The sequence below is a fragment of the Streptomyces sp. NPDC030814 genome, assembly GCF_055572155.1.
This window is the reverse complement of the sequence record NZ_JBVIDX010000004.1, coordinates 112,293-133,665: the sequence shown is the minus strand read 5'-3', so window position 1 is coordinate 133,665 and position 21,373 is coordinate 112,293. Positions and strand designations below refer to the sequence as shown.

Here is a 21,373-nt window from a genome sequence, read left to right as displayed (position 1 = left end):
GCGTCTCCGGGTCATCCCTCGGGCCGTGTGTCTCCGGCGGCCGCCCCGGCCGTGTCCACGTCGGCGTGCACCAGGTCGTGGTCCGAGGCCGGGGTTCGGTGCACGCCCTGCTCCAGGGGGGCGACACCGTGCAGGAACACGTAGTCGAACTTGAGCCGCCAGTCGGTGGTCACCTCGCAGTCGCCGGACGCCGGGGGGCGGCACGCGGGGTCCGCGTCCGTGGCCAGCGCCCACAGGGGGGCGAGTTCGGGGGTGTCCGGCACGGCGTTGAGGTCGCCGATGACGATCGCCCGCTGGTGCCGCGCGACGGCCTTGGCCAGCACCTCGACCTGGTCCGCCCGGACCGCCTCCTGGCTCCGCTGGGCGAGGTGGGTGTTGAACACCCGGACGGGCCGTCCGTCGACGGCCGTGGTGACGGCGAGGTACCCGCGCTCCTCGGAACCGCCGTCGGGGTAGAGCTTCTTGACGGGGTCGGTCATCGGCGCCGCCGAGAGGATCGCCTGCCCGAAGCCGCCGGGCTTCCACGGCACCCCGCCGCAGCGGTTCCAGTTGCGCAGCACCGGCCCGTACTCGACGTGGTAGACCAGCCCGTGCAGGTGCTCCAGATGGTCCCGGATCCGCTCGACGTCCCGTACGCACGCCTCCTGCACACCGATGACCTGCGGCGCGTACCGGGCGATCTCCGCCGCCCGGTCGACGTCGCTGGTGTGGCACGGGTTGCAGATGTTCCACGTCATGACCCGGTTGGGGACGACGTCCCGGACGGCCTTCACGGGCGCCGACCGGCCGAAGAGCCCCCCGCCCGGCGCACTGGGTCCGACGAGCACGACGCAGGCCACACCCAGGCCGCCCGCGAGTAAACGCGTGCCCCTACCGAGCACCACCGCCTCCTCACCGTGGAACCCCATGACACCGACGTCCACGTTCGAGATTAAACGATCAGGCCCCGGCGCCGGGGTGGCCCGCTGCGCCTTTGGACCGCGTCCCCAGCAGCGCCAGCACGCTCCCGGTGAACATCAGGATGCCGAGGGGGACATGCAGTGACGGCATGTGCGCGATGCCCAGGACCACTTGGAGGGAGGCGAGGACGAGGAACCCCGAGGCGTACAGGACGGGCCGGGCGGAGGCGCCGCCCGGCCGCCACGCGAGGACCGCGGCCAGGACGTACAGCATCGAGGCCCCGTACATCACGCGGGCCCCGACGTCGTGCAACAGCTCCCCGTGGGCCGAGGTCAGCAGCAGGCCGGCGGTGGCCGCCTGGAAGAAGAGCGTCAGGGTCTGCAGCGCGACCGCGATCCGCACGAACCTGAGCCCGCGGTACGCCGGTGCAGTGTGAACGGCCATGTCTCGATCCCCTCTTCCGCCTCACGACGGAGCGCCGGTGATGTTCCGCTGATCCGACGAAGCGGGGCCGGGGGATGTGACATGCCGGATACCTGGCGGCTCGCCGCGGGCCCGGGGCCGCCGTCCTACCGGGGCGTCAGCACGCAGAACTCGTTGTCGTCGGGGTCGAGCATCGTCACGCGGCCGTCCTCACGCGGGGCCGGGTCGAGGAGCTTCGCGCCGAGGGAGAGGAGGCGGTCGACCTCCGCCCGCTGATCGCCGCCCGCGGGCGGGGCGAGGTCGAAGTGGAGACGGTTCCTGCCGTTCTTGGGTGCGACCGGCGGACCGCCCCAGGTGATCTTGGGGCCGCCGTGCGGCGAGCGGATCGCGGTCTCCTCGTCCTGGTCCCAGACCAGCGGCCACTCCAGCGCCGCGCTCCAGAAGTACCCCACCTCCTGCGAGCCGTCGCAGGCCAGCGCGCCCAGGAAGCCGCAGTCGGCGAGGAAGTCGTTGCCGGGCGGGATGACGCAGAACTCGTTGCCGTCGGGGTCGGCGAGCACCACATGCCCCTCTTCGGGGCGCTGGCCGATGTCGATGTGCCGCCCGCCGAGCCGGAGGGCCCGGTCCACCGTCTCCCGCATGTTCTCCGCAGAGGCGCTCGTCAGATCGAAGTGGATCCGGTTCGCGACGGTCTTGGGCTCGTCGGTGGGGAAGAAGCCGAGGCGGAACCCGGTGTCGTCAGCGGGCAGGAGCGCGATGCCGTCGCGCGGGTCGTCGGTGAGTTGCCAGCCGAGGACGCCGGACCAGAAGAGCGCGAGGTCCCGCGGTCGGCTCGCGTCGAAGCAGAGCGCGTACAGATGACAAGTCATACCCCGTGATCTCCGATCCGCCGGCCGATCGTCGTCAGGGCACCTTGCCGGCCCCCGGGGCGGAGCCTAGAGCTGACCGGTCGTCACCCGCAGCCGAATATCCGGCGGCCGGAAGCCCCCGAGTGGCTTCGCCGAGCGACTGGGGCGGGTAGAACTGGGCGTACCAGCGGCGTATCGCCCTGATGCCCTTCTCGTGCGGGAGGAGCACCGGACGCGGCTGGTGGATCTTGTGGTCCCAGATGCGGACCTCCTCGCGGACCTCGCCCAGCGCCTCCCGCCGGAAGACGAGCTTGAGGAGGGGGGTGAGCAGCGGGATCCGGGCCGGTCCGCGCAGGTAGTACAGCATCCGCAGATCGCTCGTGCGGTCGTCGACGGGTGTGGAGAGCGCGACGGCGGTGACCGACAGGACCGGCCCGTGGGAGCGGACCACCATCACCCCCGGCCCGTACATGAACGCGTCGAAGGTGTTGGCGATGTCCCGGCCGAGGACCCGCCGGCTGAACGACCCCCGGGCCTCGGCGAACGGGCCGTCCGCCCGCCACTCCTGCACGGGCGGCTCGCTCTGCCCGTGGATGAAGTGGAAGTGGGACTCGTCGACGATGTTCTCGCGCATCTCCTGGACGTGGATCCGCGCCCGGCAGGTGTCGTCGATGGGCCGGGAGAACTCCCGTGACGTCGTCTCCGGGATCTCCGGCACCTCCCACGAGGGCTCATCCGGCCCGACGTACACGAGGACGAGGCCACTGTGCTCGCGGACCGGGAATCCGCCGAGGGAGACCTTCGGGGTGCGGACCGCGAACGGCGCCTCGACGCACCGCCCCTCCCCGTCGAACCGCCAGCCGTGGAAGGGGCACTCCACCGTGCCGTCGACGACCTTCCCGCCGACGCCGAGGTGCGCGCCGTAGTGCGGGCAGTGCGCGTCCCGTACGGTGGCCCGCCCGTCCGGCCCGCGGAACGCGATCAGCGCCCGTCCGAAGTAGTGCAGGCTGACGACCTTCCCCGGTGGCAGCTCCCGGCTCCGCAGCACCGCGTACCAGCCGTACGGGACGGCCGGCATGGGGTACTCGTCGGCTCGCGGATCACGGGGCGGCCCGGAATTGTCATGGCGCCGACAAATGCGCATTGGGCGATGCTAGCCGGGGAGCCGTTCACCGTAGAACAACTTGTCTGTACATAAGTGGAGTTGGCGCAAAGGCGGCGGTGCGGTGGGCGCCGGGCAGCGGTACGGCGGTGAGGAAGGGGATCCGGTGAAGCAGGGGGCGCGAGGTCAGACCCGTTCCAGCGGTCGGTGCGGGCCGCTCGGCAACTCCACCTCGATCGGGTCGCCCGGCCGTACTTCACCGCCCGCCCTCACGATGCTCATGATTCCGGCCTTCAGCACGAGCCCGCCGGATGCGTCGCGGCCGACGACCTGCTTCAGCAGACCCTTGCGGAAGGCGTCGATCTGGAGGCACGGGTTGCGCAGGCCGGTCACCTCCAGCACCGCCTCCCCGCCCACCCTCAGCAGCGTGCCGACGGGCAGGCCCAGCAGGTCGATCCCCCGGGTGGTGATGTTCTCGCCGAGGTCACCGGGCCCCACCTCGAAGCCCTCCGCGGCGACCTCGGCGAACAGTTCCTCGTGGATGAGGTGCACCTGGCGGAGGTTCGGCTGGGTGGGGTCCTGCGCCACCCGCGAGCGGTGCTTGACCGTCACCCCCGCGTGGACGTCCCCCTCCACCCCGAGCCCGGCGAGCAGCCTGACGCCGTCCCGGTTCGGCTTGGTGAACGAGTACGCGGCGTTGCTGCTGACCGCCGTCACGGCTGCGCTCATCGTCGGCTTTCCCCCTGCGTCCGCGGATCACGCCCCCTGCGGATCACGACCCGGTGGATCATGCCCCCAGGCCCACGACCCTAACCCGCGTGGATCGGGACCGGCGGAGGGAGGTCAGCGGGCGCTCCCGGTGCCCTCGGGCATGCCGTACGCCGCCACCATGATCGTCCGTGCCGCCTTGTTCATGTCCTGGCCCTTGGCGTCGGTGGAGTTGACGCTGTAGACGAGGGTGCGGGCGCCGTCGCGGGTGGACGCGATGGCCGCGTTGTAGCCCCAGCGGCCGCCCGTCTTGCCCCACACCTCGCGGCCGCCGAGCACCTTCACGGAGAGACCGACGGAGTACGCGGCCCGCTGACCGGTCCTGAAGTCCGTCACCTTCGGCAGGGTGAACATCTCCTCCAGGAACGGGCCGTCCGGTACGACCCGGCCCCGGAACAGCGCCTTCGTGAACCGCTCCAGGTCCGCCGTGGTCGAGACGATGTCACCGGCCGCCCAGCCGTCCGTGGTCCCCCACACGGACACGTCCCGCAGCCCGGTCGTCCCGTCGTCCAGGCGCATGGTCTGGTAGCCGTGGTTGTGGCGGCCGGCGATACGCGGGTTCGTCCCCGGGAAGTACGTGCCCCGCAGCCCGAGCGGCTTCAGCACGCGTACGGCGACCTGGTGCTCGTACGCGTCGCCCGTGACCCGCTCGACGAGCAGACCGGCGATCGTGTAGCCGATGTTGAGGTAGTGCTGGCGCTCGCCCGGCCCGAACTCCCGCGGCTTCGCGGTCGCCGACCGGACGACGTCCTCCGGATCGTGGATCCGGAAGCGGTCCGCGTACCACTCCTCCACCGTTGTCCCGGGGAAGTCGGGGGCCGGGATGCCGTGCGTGTGGTTGAGCAACTGCCGTACGGTCACGCCCTCGTACGACGCCGGGATCAGCTCCGGCAGATACGAGCGGGCGCTCCGGTCCAGGTCGATCCGGCCCTCTGCGGCCAGTTGCAGGACGACGGCCGCCGTGAAGACCTTGGTCACGGAACCGGCGCGGAACCGGGCTCCCGGATCCGCCGGCCGTCCGCTCTCCAGGTCGTGCACACCGGAGCTGCCCCGCCAGGTCCCCTCGGACCCGCCGACCTGCACCAGCGCGGCCGTCGCGTCGGCGGAGGGAAGACCGGCGATGGCGGCGGAGAGGGAACGGGCGAGAGGAGTGTCGGGCGAGACCGCCTTGAGCACGGGTGGGGGCGAGGACGCGAGCGTGGGCGCGGGCTGCGCGGGGCCCGTGGGGGAGGCGAGGGCCGGCAGGGCCGACGGGCCCGCCGCGACGCCGAAGGCGAGTGCCGTGGCCAGCAGGGCGCGGGTGGTCGTTCGCCGGGGGTTCCGCATGGTCAACTCCGATGGTGTGAGCCGTGGTTCGTGACGGCTCCATCCTTCTGACCGGCGGCTTACCGGGGATCGCCCGCGCAGGCGGTCTTCGCGGGGCCGGTTCCTCCCCGACACGGGGGAGGCGCCCGGCCCCTACGGTCCCCCGAGCGAGGGAGTCCCCGAGGGCCCGGGCGGCGCGTCCCCCGCCGTGACGAGACCCGTCTCGTAGGCGCAGATGACCGCCTGGACACGGTCCCGCAGGCCCAGCTTGGCGAGGACGTTGCCGACGTGCGTCTTGACCGTGTGGTCGCTGACGACCAGCTCGGCGGCGATCTCGGCGTTCGACAGGCCGCGCGCGAGCAGCAGCAGCGTCTCCCGCTCCCGGCCGGTCAGCGCGTCCAGCCGGGGGTCGGGGCGCCGCGACCGGGCGGCGGCGGGCCGCGTGTACTGCTCCACCAGGCGCCGCGCCACGGACGGCGCGAGCAGCGAGTCCCCTCGCGCCACCACCCGCACGGCGTGCACCAGATCGTCCCGGCGCACGTCCTTCAACAGGAAGCCGCTCGCGCCCGCGTGCAGCGCCTCGTACACGTACTCGTCGGAGTCGAAGGTCGTCAGCATCACCGTGCGGCAACGGGGGAGCGGGCCGTCCGTGCGGCCCGTGCCCGCCGGGCATGCCGGGTCGAGCCCGCTGATCGCCCGGCACGCCTCGATGCCGTCCAGCCGGGGCATGCGGATGTCGAGCAGCGCCACATCGGGGGTGTGCCGGCGCACCGCCTCGACCGCCTCCGCGCCGTCACCGGCCTCCGCGACCACCTCGATGTCCGGCTGGGCGTCCAGGATCATCGCGAACCCGCTGCGGACCAGCTCCTGGTCGTCGGCCACGACCACCCGGATCGTCATCGCGCGCCCCCCGCCGCCGGGGTCACGGGAATCCGGACGCGCACCCGGAAACCCCGGCCTTCCGGCCCCGGACCGGTCTCCGTCGTGCCGCCGTGCGCCGCCGCCCGCTCATGGATACCGACGAGCCCGTGCCCGCCCCCGCCGGACCCGGCCGCCGCGCGGCCGTTCCTCTGCCCCTGCCCGCCACCGGGCCCGGTCTGCGGACCCCGCCCGTCGTCCGTCACCTCGATGCCCAAGTCCTCTTCTCCGTAGGTCAGTCGCACGGTGACCGTTCGGGCCGCCGCGTGTCGGACCGTGTTCGTGAGCGCCTCCTGGACGATCCGGAAGACGGTCGCCCCGGTCGCGTCCGGCAGGGGCCGCGCTCGCCCTTCCGTGTCGTACGCGACCTGGAGTCCCCCCGCCCGTATCCGGTCGAGCAGGCCGGGCAGCGCGTCGAGGCCGGGCTGCGGCTCGCGCGGGGCCGCCCCGTCCGGCTCGTCGCCCTCGCGCAACAGGCCCAGCATGTGGCGCAGTTGGGTCATGGCGTCGCGGCCGGTGGCGGAGATGGCGTCGAAGGCGGCCTCGGCGCGCTCCGGTGCCGTGCGCACCGCCACCGGGCCGGCCTCCGCCTGGACGATCATCAGGCTGACGGCGTGGGAGAGGATGTCGTGCATCTCGCGGGCGATACGGGCGCGCTCGCGCGCGGCGGCCCGTTCGGCCTCGACGCGCTGGGCGCGCCGGCGGGCGTCGGTGAGCCTGCCGAAGACGTAGGCCGCGGCGAACACGAAGAAGGAGAAGGTGAGTTCGCGTACGGATCGGGTGTTCAGCCACACCCCGACCGGTACGGCGACCAGCAGCAGAAGCCCGGTGGCCAGCCTCTTGCGCGGCGACGACTGCGCGGCGACCGTGTGGACGATCACCAGTCCGGTGTACGGCAGCGGTTGGCCGGGGCCGTCCAGCGTCAGCCGGTACAGGGCGCTGGTCGCCAGGACGGCCAGCAGGACGGCGAAGGGAGCGCGCCGCCGCCACACCAGCGGGACCACGGTGAGCGTGGTCAGCCCGTACGCCGGCCATGTCGCCGGCTCCAGCTCGGGCGGGCGCGGCACCACGAACGGCATCGTCATCGCCGCCTGGACCAGCAGGGCCAGCCCGATGTCCAGGACCAGGGGCCTGGCCGCGGCACGTGCTCTCCCGCGTTCCCACCACCGCCGCACACCCCGGAGTACGGTCCCCCGTGCTTCCCCGCGCATCTTCTCCCCGGCCTGCCCCGCTCCGTCCCCCCGACGGACACGGCTTCACACGGTAACCGGCCACAGACGCCCGGCAGTTGCCGCCGCCGGGATCCTCGCTCGCGCCGCTGTGACCGGCGTCACGCCGCTCCATGTCACATCCCCGCCGGGCCGCTCCGTCAGTGAGGTGTGACCACCACGACGACCAAGGAGCGCACGATGGAAGCTCGCCTGAACCTCTTCGCCAACCCCCTGGCCGGCAAGGTCTTCAAGCACATCAACTCGGCGGGCAAGGTCCTGATGGACTCGACGCTGCCGCACGCGACGCAGGAGCTGGTGAAGATCCGGGCCAGCCAGATCAACGGCTGCGGCTTCTGCACCGACATGCACACCAAGGACGCCACGCACGCGGGGGAGAGCGCACAGCGTCTCCACCTCGTGGCGACCTGGCGTGAGGCCACCGTGTTCACCGAGGCCGAGCGGGCCGCCCTGGAGCTGGCGGAGCAGGGCACCCGGATCGCCGACGCGGCCGGCGGCGTCCCCGACGAGGTCTGGGAGAACGCCGCCAAGCACTACGACGAGGACCAGCTCGCCGCGCTGGTGGCCCTGATCGCCCTGATCAACGCGTACAACCGCGTCAACGTGATCGTCCAGCAGCCCGCCGGCGACTACCAGCCGGGCATGTTCGGCTGAGCCGGCCGACCGGCCGACCGGCGGCACGGCGGCCGGCGACGCGCGGCGAGCCCGGGGCCTTCAGGGGTCCTTTCACTGTGCCCGCCCGGGTCGCGTGGTCCGGCACCGCACCTCGCCGCGTTGCCCAAAGGTCCTGGCAGCTCCGCTACGAGGACCTTCCGGCGCCTTGCGATGCACGGCACCGGACCACGCGACCTGATCGGACGCTCATAGGGAAAGGACCCCTTACCCTCAGCCCCGCGGCTCGCCGATGTTGATCATCCAGGGGACGCCGAAGCGGTCCGTGCACATCCCGAAGACGTCGCCCCACATCTGCTTGTCGAGCGGGACGGTCACCTGGCCGCCGTCGGAGAGCTTCTCCCAGTAGCCGCGCAGCTCGGCCTCGTCGTCGCCGCTCACGCTCACCGAGAAATTGAAGGCGGGGGCGGTCTCCGTGCCGGGCGGGGAGTCGGCGGCCATCAGGGTGAAGCCGCTCGGCGTCTCCAGCATGCCGTGCATGATCAGGTCGGCCTGCGGGCCCTCCGCCTGGCCGAACGAACCGTACGTGTTGAGCGCCAGCTCTCCGCCGAACACCTCCTGGTAGAACTCCAGCGCCTGGCGGGCGCTCCCGCCGAAGTTGAGATACGGATTGAGTCGCGAGGCCATGGAACCTCCCTGATCGGAGCAAACGGTCGGTCGTCCGGAGACTAGACCCGCCCGCTGACAGCGGCACCCGGACGCCGGGGCACCGCCCTTCCCCTCGAGCGCCCGGCCGAACCGGTCAGGATTCGAGAAGCGGTCCCGCAGGGGCCGCGCCTAGCGTTGCGGGCATGGACCTCACCATTCACTGGACCTTCCTCCCGCACACCGACCCGGAGGCCTCGCTGGCCTTCTACCGGGACACCCTCGGCTTCGAGGTGCGCAACGACGTCGGCTACGAGGACATGCGGTGGATCACCGTCGGTCCGGCCGGCCGGCCGGACACGTCGATCGTCCTGGAGCCGCCGGCCGCCGACCCCTCGCTCACCGACGACGAGCGCCGCACCATCACCGAACTGATGGCGAAGGGCAGCTACGCCCGGCTCACCCTGGCCACCCCCGACCTCGACGACACCTTCGCCCGGGTGCAGGCGAGCGGCGCCGAGGTCGTGCAGAAGCCGACGGAGCAGCCGTACGGCATCCGTGACTGCGCATTCCGCGACCCCTCGGGCAACCTGATCCGGATCAACGAGCTCCGCTGAGCCGTCCGCAAAACCACCGGACGCACCGCCGGTGGCCTGGTTGGATCGAACCGGCTGCCCTCCACGGCCGGCTCGTCGGCCGGCCGCCGCACCCGTCGGCCGCCCCACCCGTCGGCCAGCCGCCGCACCCGTCGGCCAGCCGCCGCACCCGTCGGCCAGCCGCCGCACCCGTCGGCCAGCCGCCGCACCCGTCGGCCAGCCGCCGCACCCGTCGGCCAGCCGCCCCACCCGTCGGCCAGCCGCCGCACCCGTCGGCCGCCCCACCGGCCGGCTGCCACGCCCTCCCACGACAACCCGATCGCGCACCACATCGCGCAACAGATGGAGACACGATGAGCACGGTCAAGAGGACGGACCCGCAGTCGCCCGAGCCGCACGCGGCGGACAGCCACGATCTGATCCGTGTGCACGGGGCCCGTGAGAACAACCTCAAGGACGTCAGCATCGAGATCCCGAAGCGCCGGCTGACGGTGTTCACCGGCGTCTCCGGTTCGGGCAAGAGCTCACTGGTCTTCGACACGATCGCCGCCGAGTCCCAGCGGCTGATCAACGAGACGTACAGCGCCTTCCTCCAGGGCTTCATGCCCAATCTGGCCCGCCCCGAGGTCGACGTGCTCGACGGCCTGACGACCGCGATCACCGTGGACCAGCAGCGGATGGGCTCCGATCCCCGCTCCACCGTCGGCACCGCCACCGACGCCAGCGCGATGCTCCGGATCCTCTTCAGCCGCCTCGGCGACCCGCACATCGGCCCGCCCGCCGCGTACTCCTTCAACGTCGCCTCGGTCTCGGCGACCGGCGGGTTCACGGTCGACCGCGGCGCCGAGAAGACCAAGACCGAGAAGGTCACCTTCAGCCGTACCGGCGGCATGTGCACGCACTGCGAGGGCCGGGGCACCGTCTCCGACATCGACCTCACCCAGCTCTTCGACGACTCCAAGTCGCTCTCCGAGGACCCGTTCACCATCCCCACCTACACCGGCGACGGCTGGGTCGTCCGGGTCATCACGGAGTCCGGCTTCTTCGACAAGGAGAAGCCGATCCGCGAGTACACGAAGAAGGAGCGGTACGACTTCCTGTACCGCGAGCCGACCAAGGTGAAGATCAACGGCATCAACCTCACCTACGAGGGGCTGATCCCGAAACTGCAGAAGTCGTTCCTGTCCAAGGACCGGGAGTCGATGCAGCCGCACATCCGGGCCTTCGTGGACCGGGCGGTCACCTTCGCCCGGTGCCCCGAGTGCGACGGCACCCGGCTCAGCGAACTGGCCCGGTCGTCGCGGATCGGGAAGCTCAACATCGCCGACGCGTGCGCGATGGAGATACGCGACCTGGCCGAGTGGGTCCGCGGTCTGCAGGAGCCGTCGGTGGCGCCGCTGCTCGCCAAGCTCCAGCACACCCTCGACTCGTTCGTGGAGATCGGCCTCGGTTATCTCTCCCTCGACCGGGCCTCCGGCACGCTCTCCGGCGGCGAGGCCCAGCGCACCAAGATGATCCGCCACCTGGGTTCCTCGCTCACCGACGTCACGTACGTCTTCGACGAGCCCACCGTCGGCCTGCACCCCCATGACATCGAGCGCATGAACCACCTGCTGCTGCGGCTGCGCGACAAGGGCAACACGGTGCTCGTCGTCGAGCACAAGCCGGAGACCATCGCCATCGCCGACCACGTCGTGGACCTCGGCCCCGGCGCCGGCACGGCGGGCGGCACCGTCTGCTTCGAGGGCACCGTCGAGGGGTTGCGGGGCAGCGACACCGTCACCGGCCGTCACCTCGACGACCGGGCCAAGCTCAAGGACACGGTCCGTGAGGCCACCGGACACCTGGAGATCCGCGGAGCGACGGCGAACAACCTCCAGGACGTCGATGTCGACGTCCCGCTCGGGGTGCTCTGCGTCGTCACCGGGGTCGCCGGCTCCGGCAAGAGCTCGCTCATCCACGGCTCCATCCCGGCCCCCGAGGGCGTGGTCTTCGTCGACCAGACCCCGATCCGCGGCTCCCGCCGCAGCAACCCGGCGACCTACACCGGGCTGCTCGACCCGATCCGCAAGGCGTTCGCCAAGGCCAACGGTGTCAAGCCCGCCCTGTTCAGCGCCAACTCCGAGGGCGCCTGCCCCACCTGCAACGGCGCCGGCGTCATCTACACCGACCTCGCGATCATGCAGAGCGTCGCCACTGTCTGCGAGGACTGCGAGGGCAAGCGGTTCGACGCGTCGGTGCTCGAGTACCGCTTCGGCGGTCGCGACATCAGCGAGGTGCTCGCGATGTCGGTGACCGAGGCCGAGGAGTTCTTCGGCGGCGGCGAGGCCCACACCCCGGCCGCCCACCGGATCCTGCGCCGCATGGCGGACGTCGGCCTCGGCTACCTCACCCTCGGCCAGCCGCTCACCACGCTCTCCGGCGGCGAGCGGCAGCGCCTGAAGCTGGCCGTCCACATGGCCGACAAGGGCGGCGTCTACGTCCTCGACGAGCCGACCACCGGTCTGCACCTCGCCGACGTCGAGCAGCTGCTCGGTCTGCTGGACCGGCTCGTCGACTCCGGCAAGTCGGTCATCGTCATCGAGCACCACCAGGCGGTCATGGCCCACGCCGACTGGATCATCGACCTCGGCCCCGGCGCCGGACACGACGGCGGCCGCGTCGTCTTCGAGGGCACCCCCGCCGACCTGGTCGCCGCCCGCTCCACCCTCACCGGCGAGCACCTCGCCGCGTACGTGGGCGCCTGACCCGGCGAGGAACGCCGGAACAGACGAGACCCCAGGTCCAGGACCTGGGGTCTCGTCATGGCTGCTTGGGTCCGGCGACCGTGTCGGCGGCGTGCCGCGGCCCGTAGCGGGCGGAGAACTGGCCGACCAGTTCACGGAAGCAGACCAGCGCGGTGATCGGCGGAATCCCCACCACGACCATCGCGAGCATCGAACCGGGGGACTGTCCGATGCACAGCGCCACCGCCGTGCCCGAGGAGAGCAGCAGTACGGCCCAGGACCGCCGGGCGGTCCGGTGCTGCACCGACGCCCGCAGGATGGACAGTCCCGCGACCAGCCACGGCCCGTACACCGTCAGCGGCCACCATTGCGCGAGTCTTTCCGACACCACCAGCAGGGCGATGCCGCGCAACTGATTGTACGAATACGAGATGGACCAGGAGAGCATCGCCACCCCGCACACCGAGATGATGAAAACCAGAAAAGCGACCGTGATGTTCCTCGTGTTGCCGTAAAAAATGTGCGCCCCCCGTCGCGGCCGCCGCCTGTTGGCGGTGCGGTTCTGGGGCTTCACCTGCATCGACATGGGCATCGATACCGGCACGGACAACTGGGTCGTCTCCTCGTCGAGATCCCAGTCGTCGGACGGAGTCCTCGGGTCGGGGATCCAGATGTGCTGCGTGTCGATCCCGCCATACGAATCCTGCAAAGTCACGCATAGCCAACGAGCGGCATGCGCACCAAGGCATTCGGGCATTCAGGGGATGGAAAATCTGCTGTGATGATCGGCGACCGTCATATCGGCGACGTGCATTGCTGGCGCCACGTTGACGGAACCGCCGAATTCGGGACGGGGCGGCAGGGGCCGCAGCCTCAGCCGGCCGGCGGCGGAGCCGTGCTGCTGCGGGGCACGAGGCGGGTCGGGACGAGGGTGGTGCCGGGCGCGGGGGCGGGCTGCCGCATCCGCGTGAGGACGCCCTCGACGCACAGGCGCCCCACCTCGGCGAAGTCCTGGTGGATGGTGGTCAGGGGCGGCAGGAAGGATGCCGATTCGGGGATGTCGTCGAACCCGACGACGCTGACCTCCTCCGGGACCTTCCGGCCGCGCTCGTGCAGGGCCCGCAGCAGCCCCAGCGCCATCTGGTCGTTCGCGGCGAACACCGCCGTGCAGTCCGGCCGCTCGGCGAGCCGGAGCCCCGCCCGGTAGCCGGACTCCGCCGACCAGTCGCCGCGCACCGGGGGCGGCGCCACGAGACCCGCCTCGGCGAGGGTGGCACGCCACGCGTTCGCCCGGCGCTGGGCCGCGAAGGAGTCCTCCGGCCCCGCCAGATGCCACACGGTGCCGTGCCCGAGGTCCAGCAGATGCCGGACGGCGTCCCGTGCCCCGCCCGCCTGGTCGGTGTCGACGACGGTGTAGCGGTCACCGGCGTCGGAGTCGGCCACCACGACCGGGATGCCGGGCGGCAGGGACACGGTCGCCGCGTCGAGCAGATGGGTCTCCATGATGACGATCACCGCGTCCACCGCGAGTTCGCCGAGCCGGGAGAAGGCCCCGTTCACCTCGTCCTGTGTGGGCACGGCGACCGGGAGCAGCGTGACGGCGTACCCCTCCCGTGCGGCGGACGTGGCGATCGCGTCGAGGGTGCGGATGTTGCCGAGCGTGGAGAGGGAGAAGGTGATCACACCGAGGGTGCGGAACTCCCCGCGGCGCAGGGCCCGGGCGGCGCTGTTGGGCCGGTAGTCCAGCTGTCGCATCGCGTCCAGCACCTGCCGCCGGGTCTCCTCGGTGACACCGGCGAACCCGTTGGACACCCGGGACACCGTCTGCGCGGAGACGCCCGCGAGCCGGGCGACATCGCCCATGGAGGGGCCCTGCCGGGGCCGGGCGCCACGCCCGCGGGCACGGGGCGCCGGCTGGCCCGCTCCGGGCGCGCTCCCACGGCCCGGCGCCGCCGCGCTCTCCCGGTCAGCTGTGTCCACCTTGTCCCCCAGGCTCCCGTCGGCGCGCCGCTCGGCGATGCCGCTGGTCCGGAACGACTCCCTTGACCGCCGAGATTCGGACAGTGTAGACATCGCGCCGAGGAATGTTTACGTAAACATCACCTGTCATCAATCATACGAGAGCACCTCGAACCGCACCGAACCGCACCAGTGGGCCCCGATCTCTCGTGTCGCGCAGGGACGCGCGGCACGTGGAAGAGTTGGAGTACTCGAGATGGCACACCGCACCCGCACGAGACGGCTCCTCGGGGCCATCGGCGTGACGGCCCTGGCGACCGGGACCGTCATGGCCACCACCTCACTGCCGTTGGCGCACGCCGAGCCGGCCGCCGCGTCGGTCACCGTCCGGCCGGACCCCTCGTACAAGGGGGACAGCTTCGAGGGCTGGGGCACCAGCCTGGTGTGGTTCGCCAACGCCACCGGCGACTATCCCCCGCAGATACGCGAGAAGCTCGCGAAGCTCCTCTTCGGTGAGAGCGGACTCAACCTCAACATCGCCCGCTACAACATCGGCGGTGGCAACGCCCCCGACGTCAAGGACTACCTGCGGGCCGGCGGCGCGGTCGAGGGCTGGTGGAAGGCCCCGGCGGGCACCACCCGCGAGGACGTCGACTGGTGGAACGCCGACGACCCGAACGACTGGAACAAGAAGGCGGACGCCACCCAGCGCTGGTGGGTGGACCGCATCAAGAAGGACATCACGCACTGGGAGACGTTCAGCAACTCCCCGCCGTGGTTCATGACGGTCAGCGGCTATGTCTCCGGCGGCTTCGACTCCTCGAAGGACCAGCTGAAGGAGGAGTCGGTCGAGGACTTCGCCAAGTACCTGGTGGGCGCGACCGAGCGGCTGGAGAAGGCGCACGGCATCAAGGTCGACACCCTCGACCCGTTCAACGAGCCGAACACCGACTACTGGGGCACCAAGCTCGGTGAGGACGGGCAGCCCACCGGCGGCCGGCAGGAGGGCGCCCACATGGGCCCCGAGCTCCAGCAGAAGGTGCTGCGTGCCCTCGGCCCCGTCCTGGACAAGTCCCGTTCCGAGGCGGAGATCTCCGCGATGGACGAGACCAACCCCGGTAAGTTCGCCACGAACTGGAACTCGTACCCGCAGGAGGTCCGCGACCTCGTCGGCCAGATGAACGTCCACACCTACGGCACCAGTCAGCGCACCACCGTCCGCGACCTCGCCAAGGCCGCCGACAAGCCGCTGTGGATGAGCGAGGTCGAGGGCGACTGGGGCGACGGGCAGAGCTTCACCGATATGCGCCCCGGTCTGGGCCTCGCCCAGCGCATCGTCGACGACCTGCGCGAACTGGAGCCGAAGGCCTGGGTGTTCTGGCAGCCGGTCGAGGACTACGACAACATGAAGCCCGGCGGCGAGTCCGCGAAGGGCGGCAACTGGGGCTCCATCCAGCTCTCGTTCGCCTGCACGGCCAAGGACACCCTGAAGACCTGCCCGATCTACACGAACACCAAGTTCGACACGGCCCGTAACTTCACGCACTACATCAAGCCGGGTGACCGTCTGATCAAGACGAACGACACCTCCAGCACGGCGGCGGTGGCGAAGAAGGGCGAGAAGGCGACGGTCGTCCACGTCAACAGCACGACCGCGGCCCGCGCGGTGACGCTGGACCTGTCGAGGTTCGGCAAGGTCGCGTCCGGCGCGACGGTCACCCCGGTGGTGACGGACGCCGACGGCAAGCTCCTCAAGAAGAAGGCGGTCCGGGTCAAGGGCAAGAAGGCCACGATCGCCGTCCCCGCCCAGTCCGTGACCTCCTTCCTGGTCAACGGCGTCTCCGGTGTGGCGAAGGACCGGGCGGAGCTCCGGGACGACGAGACGTACACCCTGACCGGCGTGCAGAGCGGCAAGAACCTCGCCGTCGCCGCGGACGGCAAGGGTCTGGTCATCAAGAACGTCGACCCCGGCACGAAGGCCCAGCAGTGGACCGTGGACCAGATCGGTCGCGGGGCGACGGGCAACCGCACGCGGTACGCGATCACCAACGGGGACGCCGGCAAGCGGCTGGCGATCCGAGGCGGCTCCCTGACGGCCGAGGCCGACGAGGGCACGCGGGACGAGGCCGCGCAGTGGATCCTGTCGAGCACCGGTGACGGCTCCTGGACGCTGCTCAACGCGGCGACCGGACAACTGGCCGACGTCAACGGCCAGTCGACGAGCGACGGCGCCTCTGTGGGCGTCTGGTGGCCCAACTCGGGCCTGAACCAGCGCTGGTGGCTGAACGACCTGCCGGGCTGACGTCCGGCCCGCCCAGCGGTACCCATAGGAAACCCCAGGTCGCAGACCTGGGGTTTCCCCATGGAGTCGGACGAGGGTTCGCCGGTCACCGACCAGTAGGTCAGCGCGTCGGCGGTCGGCTCGGCGTCCGACGGGGTCACCAGGGTGATCAGCACGTCCTGCGCGTCGACGGCCAGATGGCAGACCAGGTCCCGCACGAGCCGGCCCGCGCAGCCGGAGGGCCGGTCGAAGTCCTCGTCGGCCAGTTCGGCCACCGCCGCGCGCAGGGCCGCCCAGGAACGCGTGAAGAGGTCCACCAGGCACGGCACGGGAGACACACGGTACGGGAGACACGGGGCCGACGGGGCGCTCGTGCGGCGCACCGAGACCGAGAACGCCGGGATCCGCGCTTTCGCGTCGTCGGCGGCCGGTCGACGGTCCCGGATACGGCTTCCGCTTAGGCCGGTCACCCACTCGGGAGAGTGATGCACCGGCCGCAATGCAGGGGATACCGCGCCGAGTTGACGCACGGAAAGTTGACGCGAGACGTGGGGCGGGAGCCCCGTGACGTCGGTGTAATGCGGGTCCGGCAGTATGGATACGAGCGGTGGCTGATCAACCACCGTAAGCGCAGGGCCGGTATTTTACGTCTGTCGCTCAAGTTTCATAAGGATTCCGCATCTTGACGTCTCGTCATGACTCGGTGCGGTGATACGATCACCGCACTTGCTGAACGGACGGATAGGTGCAAAAGCGGCACCTCTCGCCAAGGGGGCAGCCTGGGCGGCGACCCTGGTACGGGCGACCTCCGGTCTGCGCGCATTGACGGGAATTCAGTAGCTGGCCTTCAGCCGCCTGAAGAGGTTCTCATGACGCCATACATACAGAATCCGGTGCTTTGGGTTCTTCTTGTCCTAACCCTTCTCGCAGCCGCCCTCGTTGTTCGCCAGCGACGGGCGGCGCGGAGGTTACGACAGGAGATCGCAGGGCTCAAGAACCACTACGGTGAGTTGGAGACTCATTACTCCCAGTCCGTCCGAGAGGCGCAGCAGGAGGCCGAGGCGGAGACGCGTACGGCCCTGAAGTCCGCGATGAGGACGCTCCAGGGTCTCGCCGCCGAACAGCAGCGCATCATCTCGGGACTGCAGCGCAAGTACGGTGACTCCGTCATGCTCCAGGACCTCCTGGAGATCGACCACATGAACGCCCAGTTCGGTCGCCGCGCCCAGTCCATCGCCGTGCTGTGCGAGGGCTGGCTGGGCCGCCACCGCGACGTGGCCTCGGTCTACGACGTGGTCCGCAGCGCCCAGGGCAGGATCCGCCATTTCCAGCGCGTGCAGATCCTGTCGAAGGTGGACTTCGGGGTCACCAGCCGTGCCGTGGAGCCGGTGGCGCTCGCGCTCGCCGAGCTGCTCGACAACGCGACCAGCTACTCCAGCCCGGACACCGTGGTGGAGATCAACGTCCGTACCGTCCCCAAGGGCGTCTGCATCGTTGTCGACGACGCCGGTGTCGGTATGAACGAGGAGGAGAAGGCCAGGGCCGAGAAGCTCCTGACGAGCGAGCGGGCCTCCGGTGTGTCGGGGCTCGGCAACCCGCCCCAGTTCGGCTTCGCCGTGATCGGTGTGCTCTGCGAGCGGTTCGGCTTCACGGTCTCCGTGGACTCCACGTCGCCGTACGGCGGTGTGCGGGCCGTCGTGCTGCTGCCCGACGAGCTGCTCACCGACATGCCGACCCCGCAGGAGCCGCAGGAGCCCGTGGCGGTCGTCCAGGAGACCCGGGAGCGGGCGCCGGTCGTCGACACGGTCGCCGTGGCACGTGAGGCCGGCCCCGAGCCCTCCCTGCCCCTGCCGACCACCGACGACGGCCTGCCCCGGCGCCGGCGCAAGCGGCCCATGGCGCTCGTCTCCAACAGCGGTCCGTCGGCCCCGCCCGCCCCGCGACGGCGCAGCGAGGACACGGCGGCGATCATGGCCGCCTTCAAGCAGGGCACGGACAAGGGTCGCGCCACGCATCCGGACGGCGAGCAGTCGAGCGGCACCGGTGACGCGAGCAGTGAAGGGCACGAGGTCTCATGAACAACGATCTTTCCTGGATGCTGGACAGTGCCCTGGAGATCCCCGGGGCGCTGCACGCCGTGCTCATCTCCGCCGACGGGCTCCAGCGGGCCCGTTCCAAGGACGTGAGCAAGGACGACGCGGACAAGGCCGCCGCCGCCATGAGCGGTCTGCAGTCGCTGAGCCGCTCGCTGGCGTTCTTCTGTGACGGGACCGATCTGCGCTGGCAGCAGACCCTGGTCGAGTTCGACGGCGGCTGGATCTTCCTGATCTCCGCCGGCGCCGGCGCCTACCTCGCCGTGTCCGCGTCCTCCGACGTCGACATGGCGGACATCACCTTCCGGATGCAGCAGCTTGTCGGGCAGTTGGGCAAGGTTCTGACTGCTCCGCCTCGCGAGAGCAGCGTGGTACGGCCATGAGCGATTCCGACAAGCAGGAGCACGAGGCCGCCGAGTTAGTGCGGCCGTACGTCATCACGGGCGGCCGCCATCTGCCCGGCGAGGGTCAGTTCTCGCTGATCACGCTGGTCACGGCGGCGGCCGACCACCAGCAGCGGCCCGCCCGCCTCTCTCCGGAGGAGCAGGAGGTGCTGCGGATGTGCGTCGGCGGCTACCTCTCCGTCGCCGAGATCGCGGGGCACATGCAGCTCCCGGTGGGCGTGGTGAAGATCCTGCTCGCCGCCCTCTCCGAAGGCGGCTACCTCATCTCGCGCCCGCCCGAGCAGCGGGCCCCCGTGGCCAACCTGCAGATTCTCGAGGAGGTGCTGAATGGTCTCCGGGCCAAGTTTGGATGAACAGGCGTACGTCCGTGGCGGGGAGACCCAGACCGCCGTCAAGATCCTGGTGGTCGGGCACTTCGCGGTGGGCAAGACCACGTTCATCGGGTCGATCTCCGAGATCTCGCCGCTGTCCACCGAGGAGACGATGACCCGGGCGGGTGAGGCCATCGACGACCTCAAGGGGGTCCAGGGCAAGACCACCACCACGGTCGCCATGGACTTCGGCCGGCTGACCGTCAGCGAGCGCGTCGTGCTGTACCTGTTCGGTACGCCCGGACAGCAGCGCTTCGTGCAGATGTGGGAGGACATGGCACGCGGCGCGCTCGGCGCGCTGGTGCTGGTCGACCCCGAGCGGCTGGCGGACTCCTTCGCGGTGATCGATCTGATCGAGCAGTACGGGCTCGACTACGCGATCGCCGTCAATCACTTCGACGGTTCACCGATACGGGACGAGAGGGCGCTGCGCGAAGCGCTCGATCTGCTCGACGACACCCCCGTCGTCACCTGCGACGCGCGCGACGAGAGATCGTCGGCCGAAGCACTGATCACGCTCGTCCGCTACTTGATGGACCGCGCCCGTTAGGAGCAAGAGCAGACATGACCCCCGAACCCCACTCTCCCGTTCCGCCACCCGGGTGCCCCGCCCACGGCAGCGGACTGCCGGTGCCGCTGTACACCCCCGAGTACGCCGCCGACCCCCAGGCGTACTACGCGTATCTGCGGCACTTCGGGGCGACCGCGCCGGTCGAGATCGCGCCCGGTGTGGACGCGACCCTCGTCACCGACCACGCGACGGCGCTCCACCTGCTCCAGGACTCGGGCAACTTCCGCAAGGACGCCCGGCGCTGGCGGGACGTCGCCGAGGGCAAGGTCGGCCCGGACAGCCCGGTCGTGCCGATGCTGGGCTACCGGCCCAACGCCATGTTCACCGACGGCGCCGAGCACGCCCGGCTGCGCCAGGCGATCACCGACACCCTGGCCCGCGTGGACTCCCGGCAGCTGACGGAGATGACCAAGCGCGCCTCCGACTACCTGATAGCCCAGGTCGCCGCCCGTGGCTCGGTCGACCTGATGAACGACTACGTCAAGCAGCTGCCGCTGCTCGTCTTCAACGAGCTGTTCGGCTGCCCGGCGGACGTCGGCGACCGGGTCGTCTTCGGCATCTCCGGTGTCTTCGAGGGCGTCAACGCCGAGAAGGCCAACATGGTGCTGGGCCAGGCCGTCGGCGAGCTGGTGGCGCTGAAGCGGGCCAGGCCCGCCGACGACGTAACCTCGCACCTGATGCGGCACGAGGCCCGGCTGAGCGACGAGGAACTCGTCCACCAGCTGATCCTGCTGCTCGGCGCCGGCGCGGAGCCGCTGCGCAACCTCATCGGCAACACCCTGCACCGGCTGCTCACCCACGACCGGTACGCCGACGGCGGTCTCATCGAGGAGGCCATCGACGACACGCTGTGGGAGAACCCGCCCATGGCGAACTACGCGCCGCACTACCCGGCCACCGACCTGGAGTTCGCCGGGACGAAGATGCGGGCCGGCGACCTGGTGCTGGTCAGCATCACCGCCGCCAACACCGACCCGGCGCTCGCGGCGGCCCGGCAGACCGGCGGCCGGCGCGCCCACCTCGCGTGGAGCGCGGGCCCGCACGCCTGCCCGTCCAAGGACCTCGCCCGGCTGGTCACCATGACGGCCATCGAGAACCTGCTGAACCGGCTGCACGACATCGAGCTGGCGGTGCCCGAGGACAGCCTGACCTGGCGGCCGGGCCCGTTCCACCGGGCGCTCGCCGTGCTGCCCTGCCGCTTCACCCCGCAGGTCGTGCACCGGCCCACCCCGCCGCGTGCACAGGAGTCCGCCCGGACCGACCACCGCGCGCCGACCGGCCGCAAGGCGGAGCGGGCGGGTGTCTGGAGCTCCTTCCTGTCCTGGTTGAAGGGGTGACGCACGCAACAGGCCCAACTTCCAGACACTGCATGAAGATTCAACCTAAGGGGTAGTAACGCGGCGGCATTCGTGGTGACTAACGAAACAAGGGAGGTGTCGTGGACCACGTTTCCGACGACGCCGATGCTCGACCTTCCGCCGCACCCCACCACTCCCGACGGCTCGACCCCCTGGGGAGCGAAGGCTCCCCCGGGGGCGTGACCGGCCGTCAGTTACCGCACGACGAGATACCCGCCCAGGTCGGCGGGTATCTTTCTGTGTCCCCCCGGACTCCGGGGGGAC

General features: G+C 70.8%; 20 protein-coding genes and 1 pseudogene. 9 read left to right on the top strand and 12 right to left on the bottom strand.

Annotation, left to right across the window (positions count from 1 at the left end):
• Positions 1 to 11: 11 nt before the first annotated feature.
• The 8 genes from ACZ43N_RS10890 to ACZ43N_RS10855 all read right to left on the bottom strand — a co-directional run bounded on the left by ACZ43N_RS10890 (position 12) and on the right by ACZ43N_RS10855 (position 7,475).
• A complete protein-coding gene (locus ACZ43N_RS10890; protein ID WP_468097065.1) occupies positions 12 to 908 on the bottom strand; it encodes an endonuclease/exonuclease/phosphatase family protein in 897 nt (298 codons plus the stop codon).
• Positions 909 to 939: 31 nt separating this feature from the next.
• Positions 940 to 1,344 carry a hypothetical protein gene (locus ACZ43N_RS10885; RefSeq protein ID WP_468096654.1) on the bottom strand — a complete coding sequence of 135 codons (405 nt, stop codon included), beginning with the start codon at positions 1,342 to 1,344 and terminating at the stop codon, positions 940 to 942.
• 125 nt (positions 1,345 to 1,469) lie between these two features.
• The gene (locus ACZ43N_RS10880) at positions 1,470 to 2,192 is read right to left on the bottom strand and encodes a VOC family protein (RefSeq protein ID WP_468096653.1); all 723 of its coding nucleotides are present in this window, start codon (positions 2,190 to 2,192) and stop codon (positions 1,470 to 1,472) included.
• 34 nt (positions 2,193 to 2,226) lie between these two features.
• Positions 2,227 to 3,249, bottom strand: coding sequence for a Rieske 2Fe-2S domain-containing protein (locus ACZ43N_RS10875; RefSeq protein WP_468096651.1), 1,023 nt, complete (start codon positions 3,247 to 3,249; stop codon positions 2,227 to 2,229).
• A 210-nt stretch (positions 3,250 to 3,459) separates the two neighbouring features.
• On the bottom strand, positions 3,460 to 4,002 hold the full coding sequence (locus ACZ43N_RS10870) for an MOSC domain-containing protein (protein WP_468096649.1): 543 nt from the start codon (positions 4,000 to 4,002) through the stop codon (positions 3,460 to 3,462).
• Between the two features lie 114 nt (positions 4,003 to 4,116).
• Positions 4,117 to 5,367: a serine hydrolase domain-containing protein gene (locus ACZ43N_RS10865; protein WP_468096647.1), complete on the bottom strand. Its 1,251-nt coding sequence runs from the start codon at positions 5,365 to 5,367 to the stop codon at positions 4,117 to 4,119.
• 132 nt (positions 5,368 to 5,499) lie between these two features.
• A complete protein-coding gene (locus ACZ43N_RS10860) occupies positions 5,500 to 6,246 on the bottom strand; it encodes a response regulator (protein WP_468096646.1) in 747 nt (248 codons plus the stop codon).
• Positions 6,243 to 7,475, bottom strand: a complete 1,233-nt coding sequence (locus ACZ43N_RS10855; RefSeq protein WP_468096644.1) for a sensor histidine kinase — start codon at positions 7,473 to 7,475, stop codon at positions 6,243 to 6,245. The genes ACZ43N_RS10860 and ACZ43N_RS10855 overlap by 4 nt, the downstream gene beginning before the upstream one ends.
• Before the next feature lie 198 nt (positions 7,476 to 7,673).
• Between ACZ43N_RS10855 and ACZ43N_RS10850 the strand changes: the two genes are divergently transcribed.
• A complete protein-coding gene (locus tag ACZ43N_RS10850) occupies positions 7,674 to 8,147 on the top strand; it encodes a carboxymuconolactone decarboxylase family protein (protein WP_468096642.1) in 474 nt (157 codons plus the stop codon).
• A gap of 231 nt (positions 8,148 to 8,378) precedes the next feature.
• Here the strand turns inward: ACZ43N_RS10850 and ACZ43N_RS10845 are convergent, their stop codons facing one another.
• Complete coding sequence (locus ACZ43N_RS10845; protein ID WP_468096641.1) at positions 8,379 to 8,792, bottom strand: VOC family protein; 414 nt, start codon at positions 8,790 to 8,792, stop codon at positions 8,379 to 8,381.
• A 164-nt stretch (positions 8,793 to 8,956) separates the two neighbouring features.
• On the opposite strand from ACZ43N_RS10845, the gene ACZ43N_RS10840 reads away from it, so the two are divergent.
• Together ACZ43N_RS10840 and ACZ43N_RS10835 are read left to right on the top strand one after the other, a co-directional pair.
• Positions 8,957 to 9,367 (top strand): VOC family protein, encoded by a 411-nt coding sequence (locus ACZ43N_RS10840; RefSeq protein ID WP_468096639.1) that lies wholly within the window; start codon positions 8,957 to 8,959, stop codon positions 9,365 to 9,367.
• Positions 9,368 to 9,699: 332 nt separating this feature from the next.
• Positions 9,700 to 12,093, top strand: coding sequence for an ATP-binding cassette domain-containing protein (locus tag ACZ43N_RS10835; protein ID WP_468096638.1), 2,394 nt, complete (start codon positions 9,700 to 9,702; stop codon positions 12,091 to 12,093).
• 55 nt (positions 12,094 to 12,148) lie between these two features.
• Here ACZ43N_RS10835 and ACZ43N_RS10830 read toward each other — a convergent pair whose 3' ends face one another.
• Together ACZ43N_RS10830 and ACZ43N_RS10825 are read right to left on the bottom strand one after the other, a co-directional pair.
• Entirely contained in the window at positions 12,149 to 12,787 is a 639-nt protein-coding gene (locus ACZ43N_RS10830) for a DUF2637 domain-containing protein (protein ID WP_468096636.1), read from the bottom strand.
• 158 nt (positions 12,788 to 12,945) lie between these two features.
• Positions 12,946 to 13,935: a LacI family DNA-binding transcriptional regulator gene (locus tag ACZ43N_RS10825; protein WP_468096635.1), complete on the bottom strand. Its 990-nt coding sequence runs from the start codon at positions 13,933 to 13,935 to the stop codon at positions 12,946 to 12,948.
• 352 nt (positions 13,936 to 14,287) lie between these two features.
• On the opposite strand from ACZ43N_RS10825, the gene ACZ43N_RS10820 reads away from it, so the two are divergent.
• Positions 14,288 to 16,333 (top strand): RICIN domain-containing protein, encoded by a 2,046-nt coding sequence (locus ACZ43N_RS10820; protein ID WP_468096633.1) that lies wholly within the window; start codon positions 14,288 to 14,290, stop codon positions 16,331 to 16,333.
• A 74-nt stretch (positions 16,334 to 16,407) separates the two neighbouring features.
• Here ACZ43N_RS10820 and ACZ43N_RS10815 read toward each other — a convergent pair.
• A pseudogene (locus ACZ43N_RS10815) lies at positions 16,408 to 16,629 on the bottom strand (maleylpyruvate isomerase N-terminal domain-containing protein); the annotation flags it as partial.
• A 552-nt stretch (positions 16,630 to 17,181) separates the two neighbouring features.
• Here ACZ43N_RS10815 and ACZ43N_RS10810 point away from each other — a divergent pair.
• Genes ACZ43N_RS10810 through ACZ43N_RS10790 form a run of 5 tightly spaced genes read left to right on the top strand, consistent with a single transcriptional unit; the run spans position 17,182 to position 21,088 of the window.
• Positions 17,182 to 18,390, top strand: coding sequence for a sensor histidine kinase (locus ACZ43N_RS10810; protein WP_468096631.1), 1,209 nt, complete (start codon positions 17,182 to 17,184; stop codon positions 18,388 to 18,390).
• Positions 18,387 to 18,788 (top strand): roadblock/LC7 domain-containing protein, encoded by a 402-nt coding sequence (locus tag ACZ43N_RS10805; protein ID WP_468077192.1) that lies wholly within the window; start codon positions 18,387 to 18,389, stop codon positions 18,786 to 18,788. The genes ACZ43N_RS10810 and ACZ43N_RS10805 overlap by 4 nt, the downstream gene beginning before the upstream one ends.
• Positions 18,785 to 19,162: a DUF742 domain-containing protein gene (locus tag ACZ43N_RS10800; RefSeq protein WP_055514333.1), complete on the top strand. Its 378-nt coding sequence runs from the start codon at positions 18,785 to 18,787 to the stop codon at positions 19,160 to 19,162. Before ACZ43N_RS10805 ends, ACZ43N_RS10800 begins: the two co-directional genes overlap by 4 nt.
• A complete protein-coding gene (locus tag ACZ43N_RS10795; protein ID WP_468096629.1) occupies positions 19,137 to 19,730 on the top strand; it encodes a GTP-binding protein in 594 nt (197 codons plus the stop codon). Before ACZ43N_RS10800 ends, ACZ43N_RS10795 begins: the two co-directional genes overlap by 26 nt.
• A 14-nt stretch (positions 19,731 to 19,744) precedes the next feature.
• Positions 19,745 to 21,088 carry a cytochrome P450 gene (locus ACZ43N_RS10790; RefSeq protein ID WP_468096627.1) on the top strand — a complete coding sequence of 448 codons (1,344 nt, stop codon included), beginning with the start codon at positions 19,745 to 19,747 and terminating at the stop codon, positions 21,086 to 21,088.
• The last annotated feature ends 285 nt before the right edge of the window (positions 21,089 to 21,373 follow it).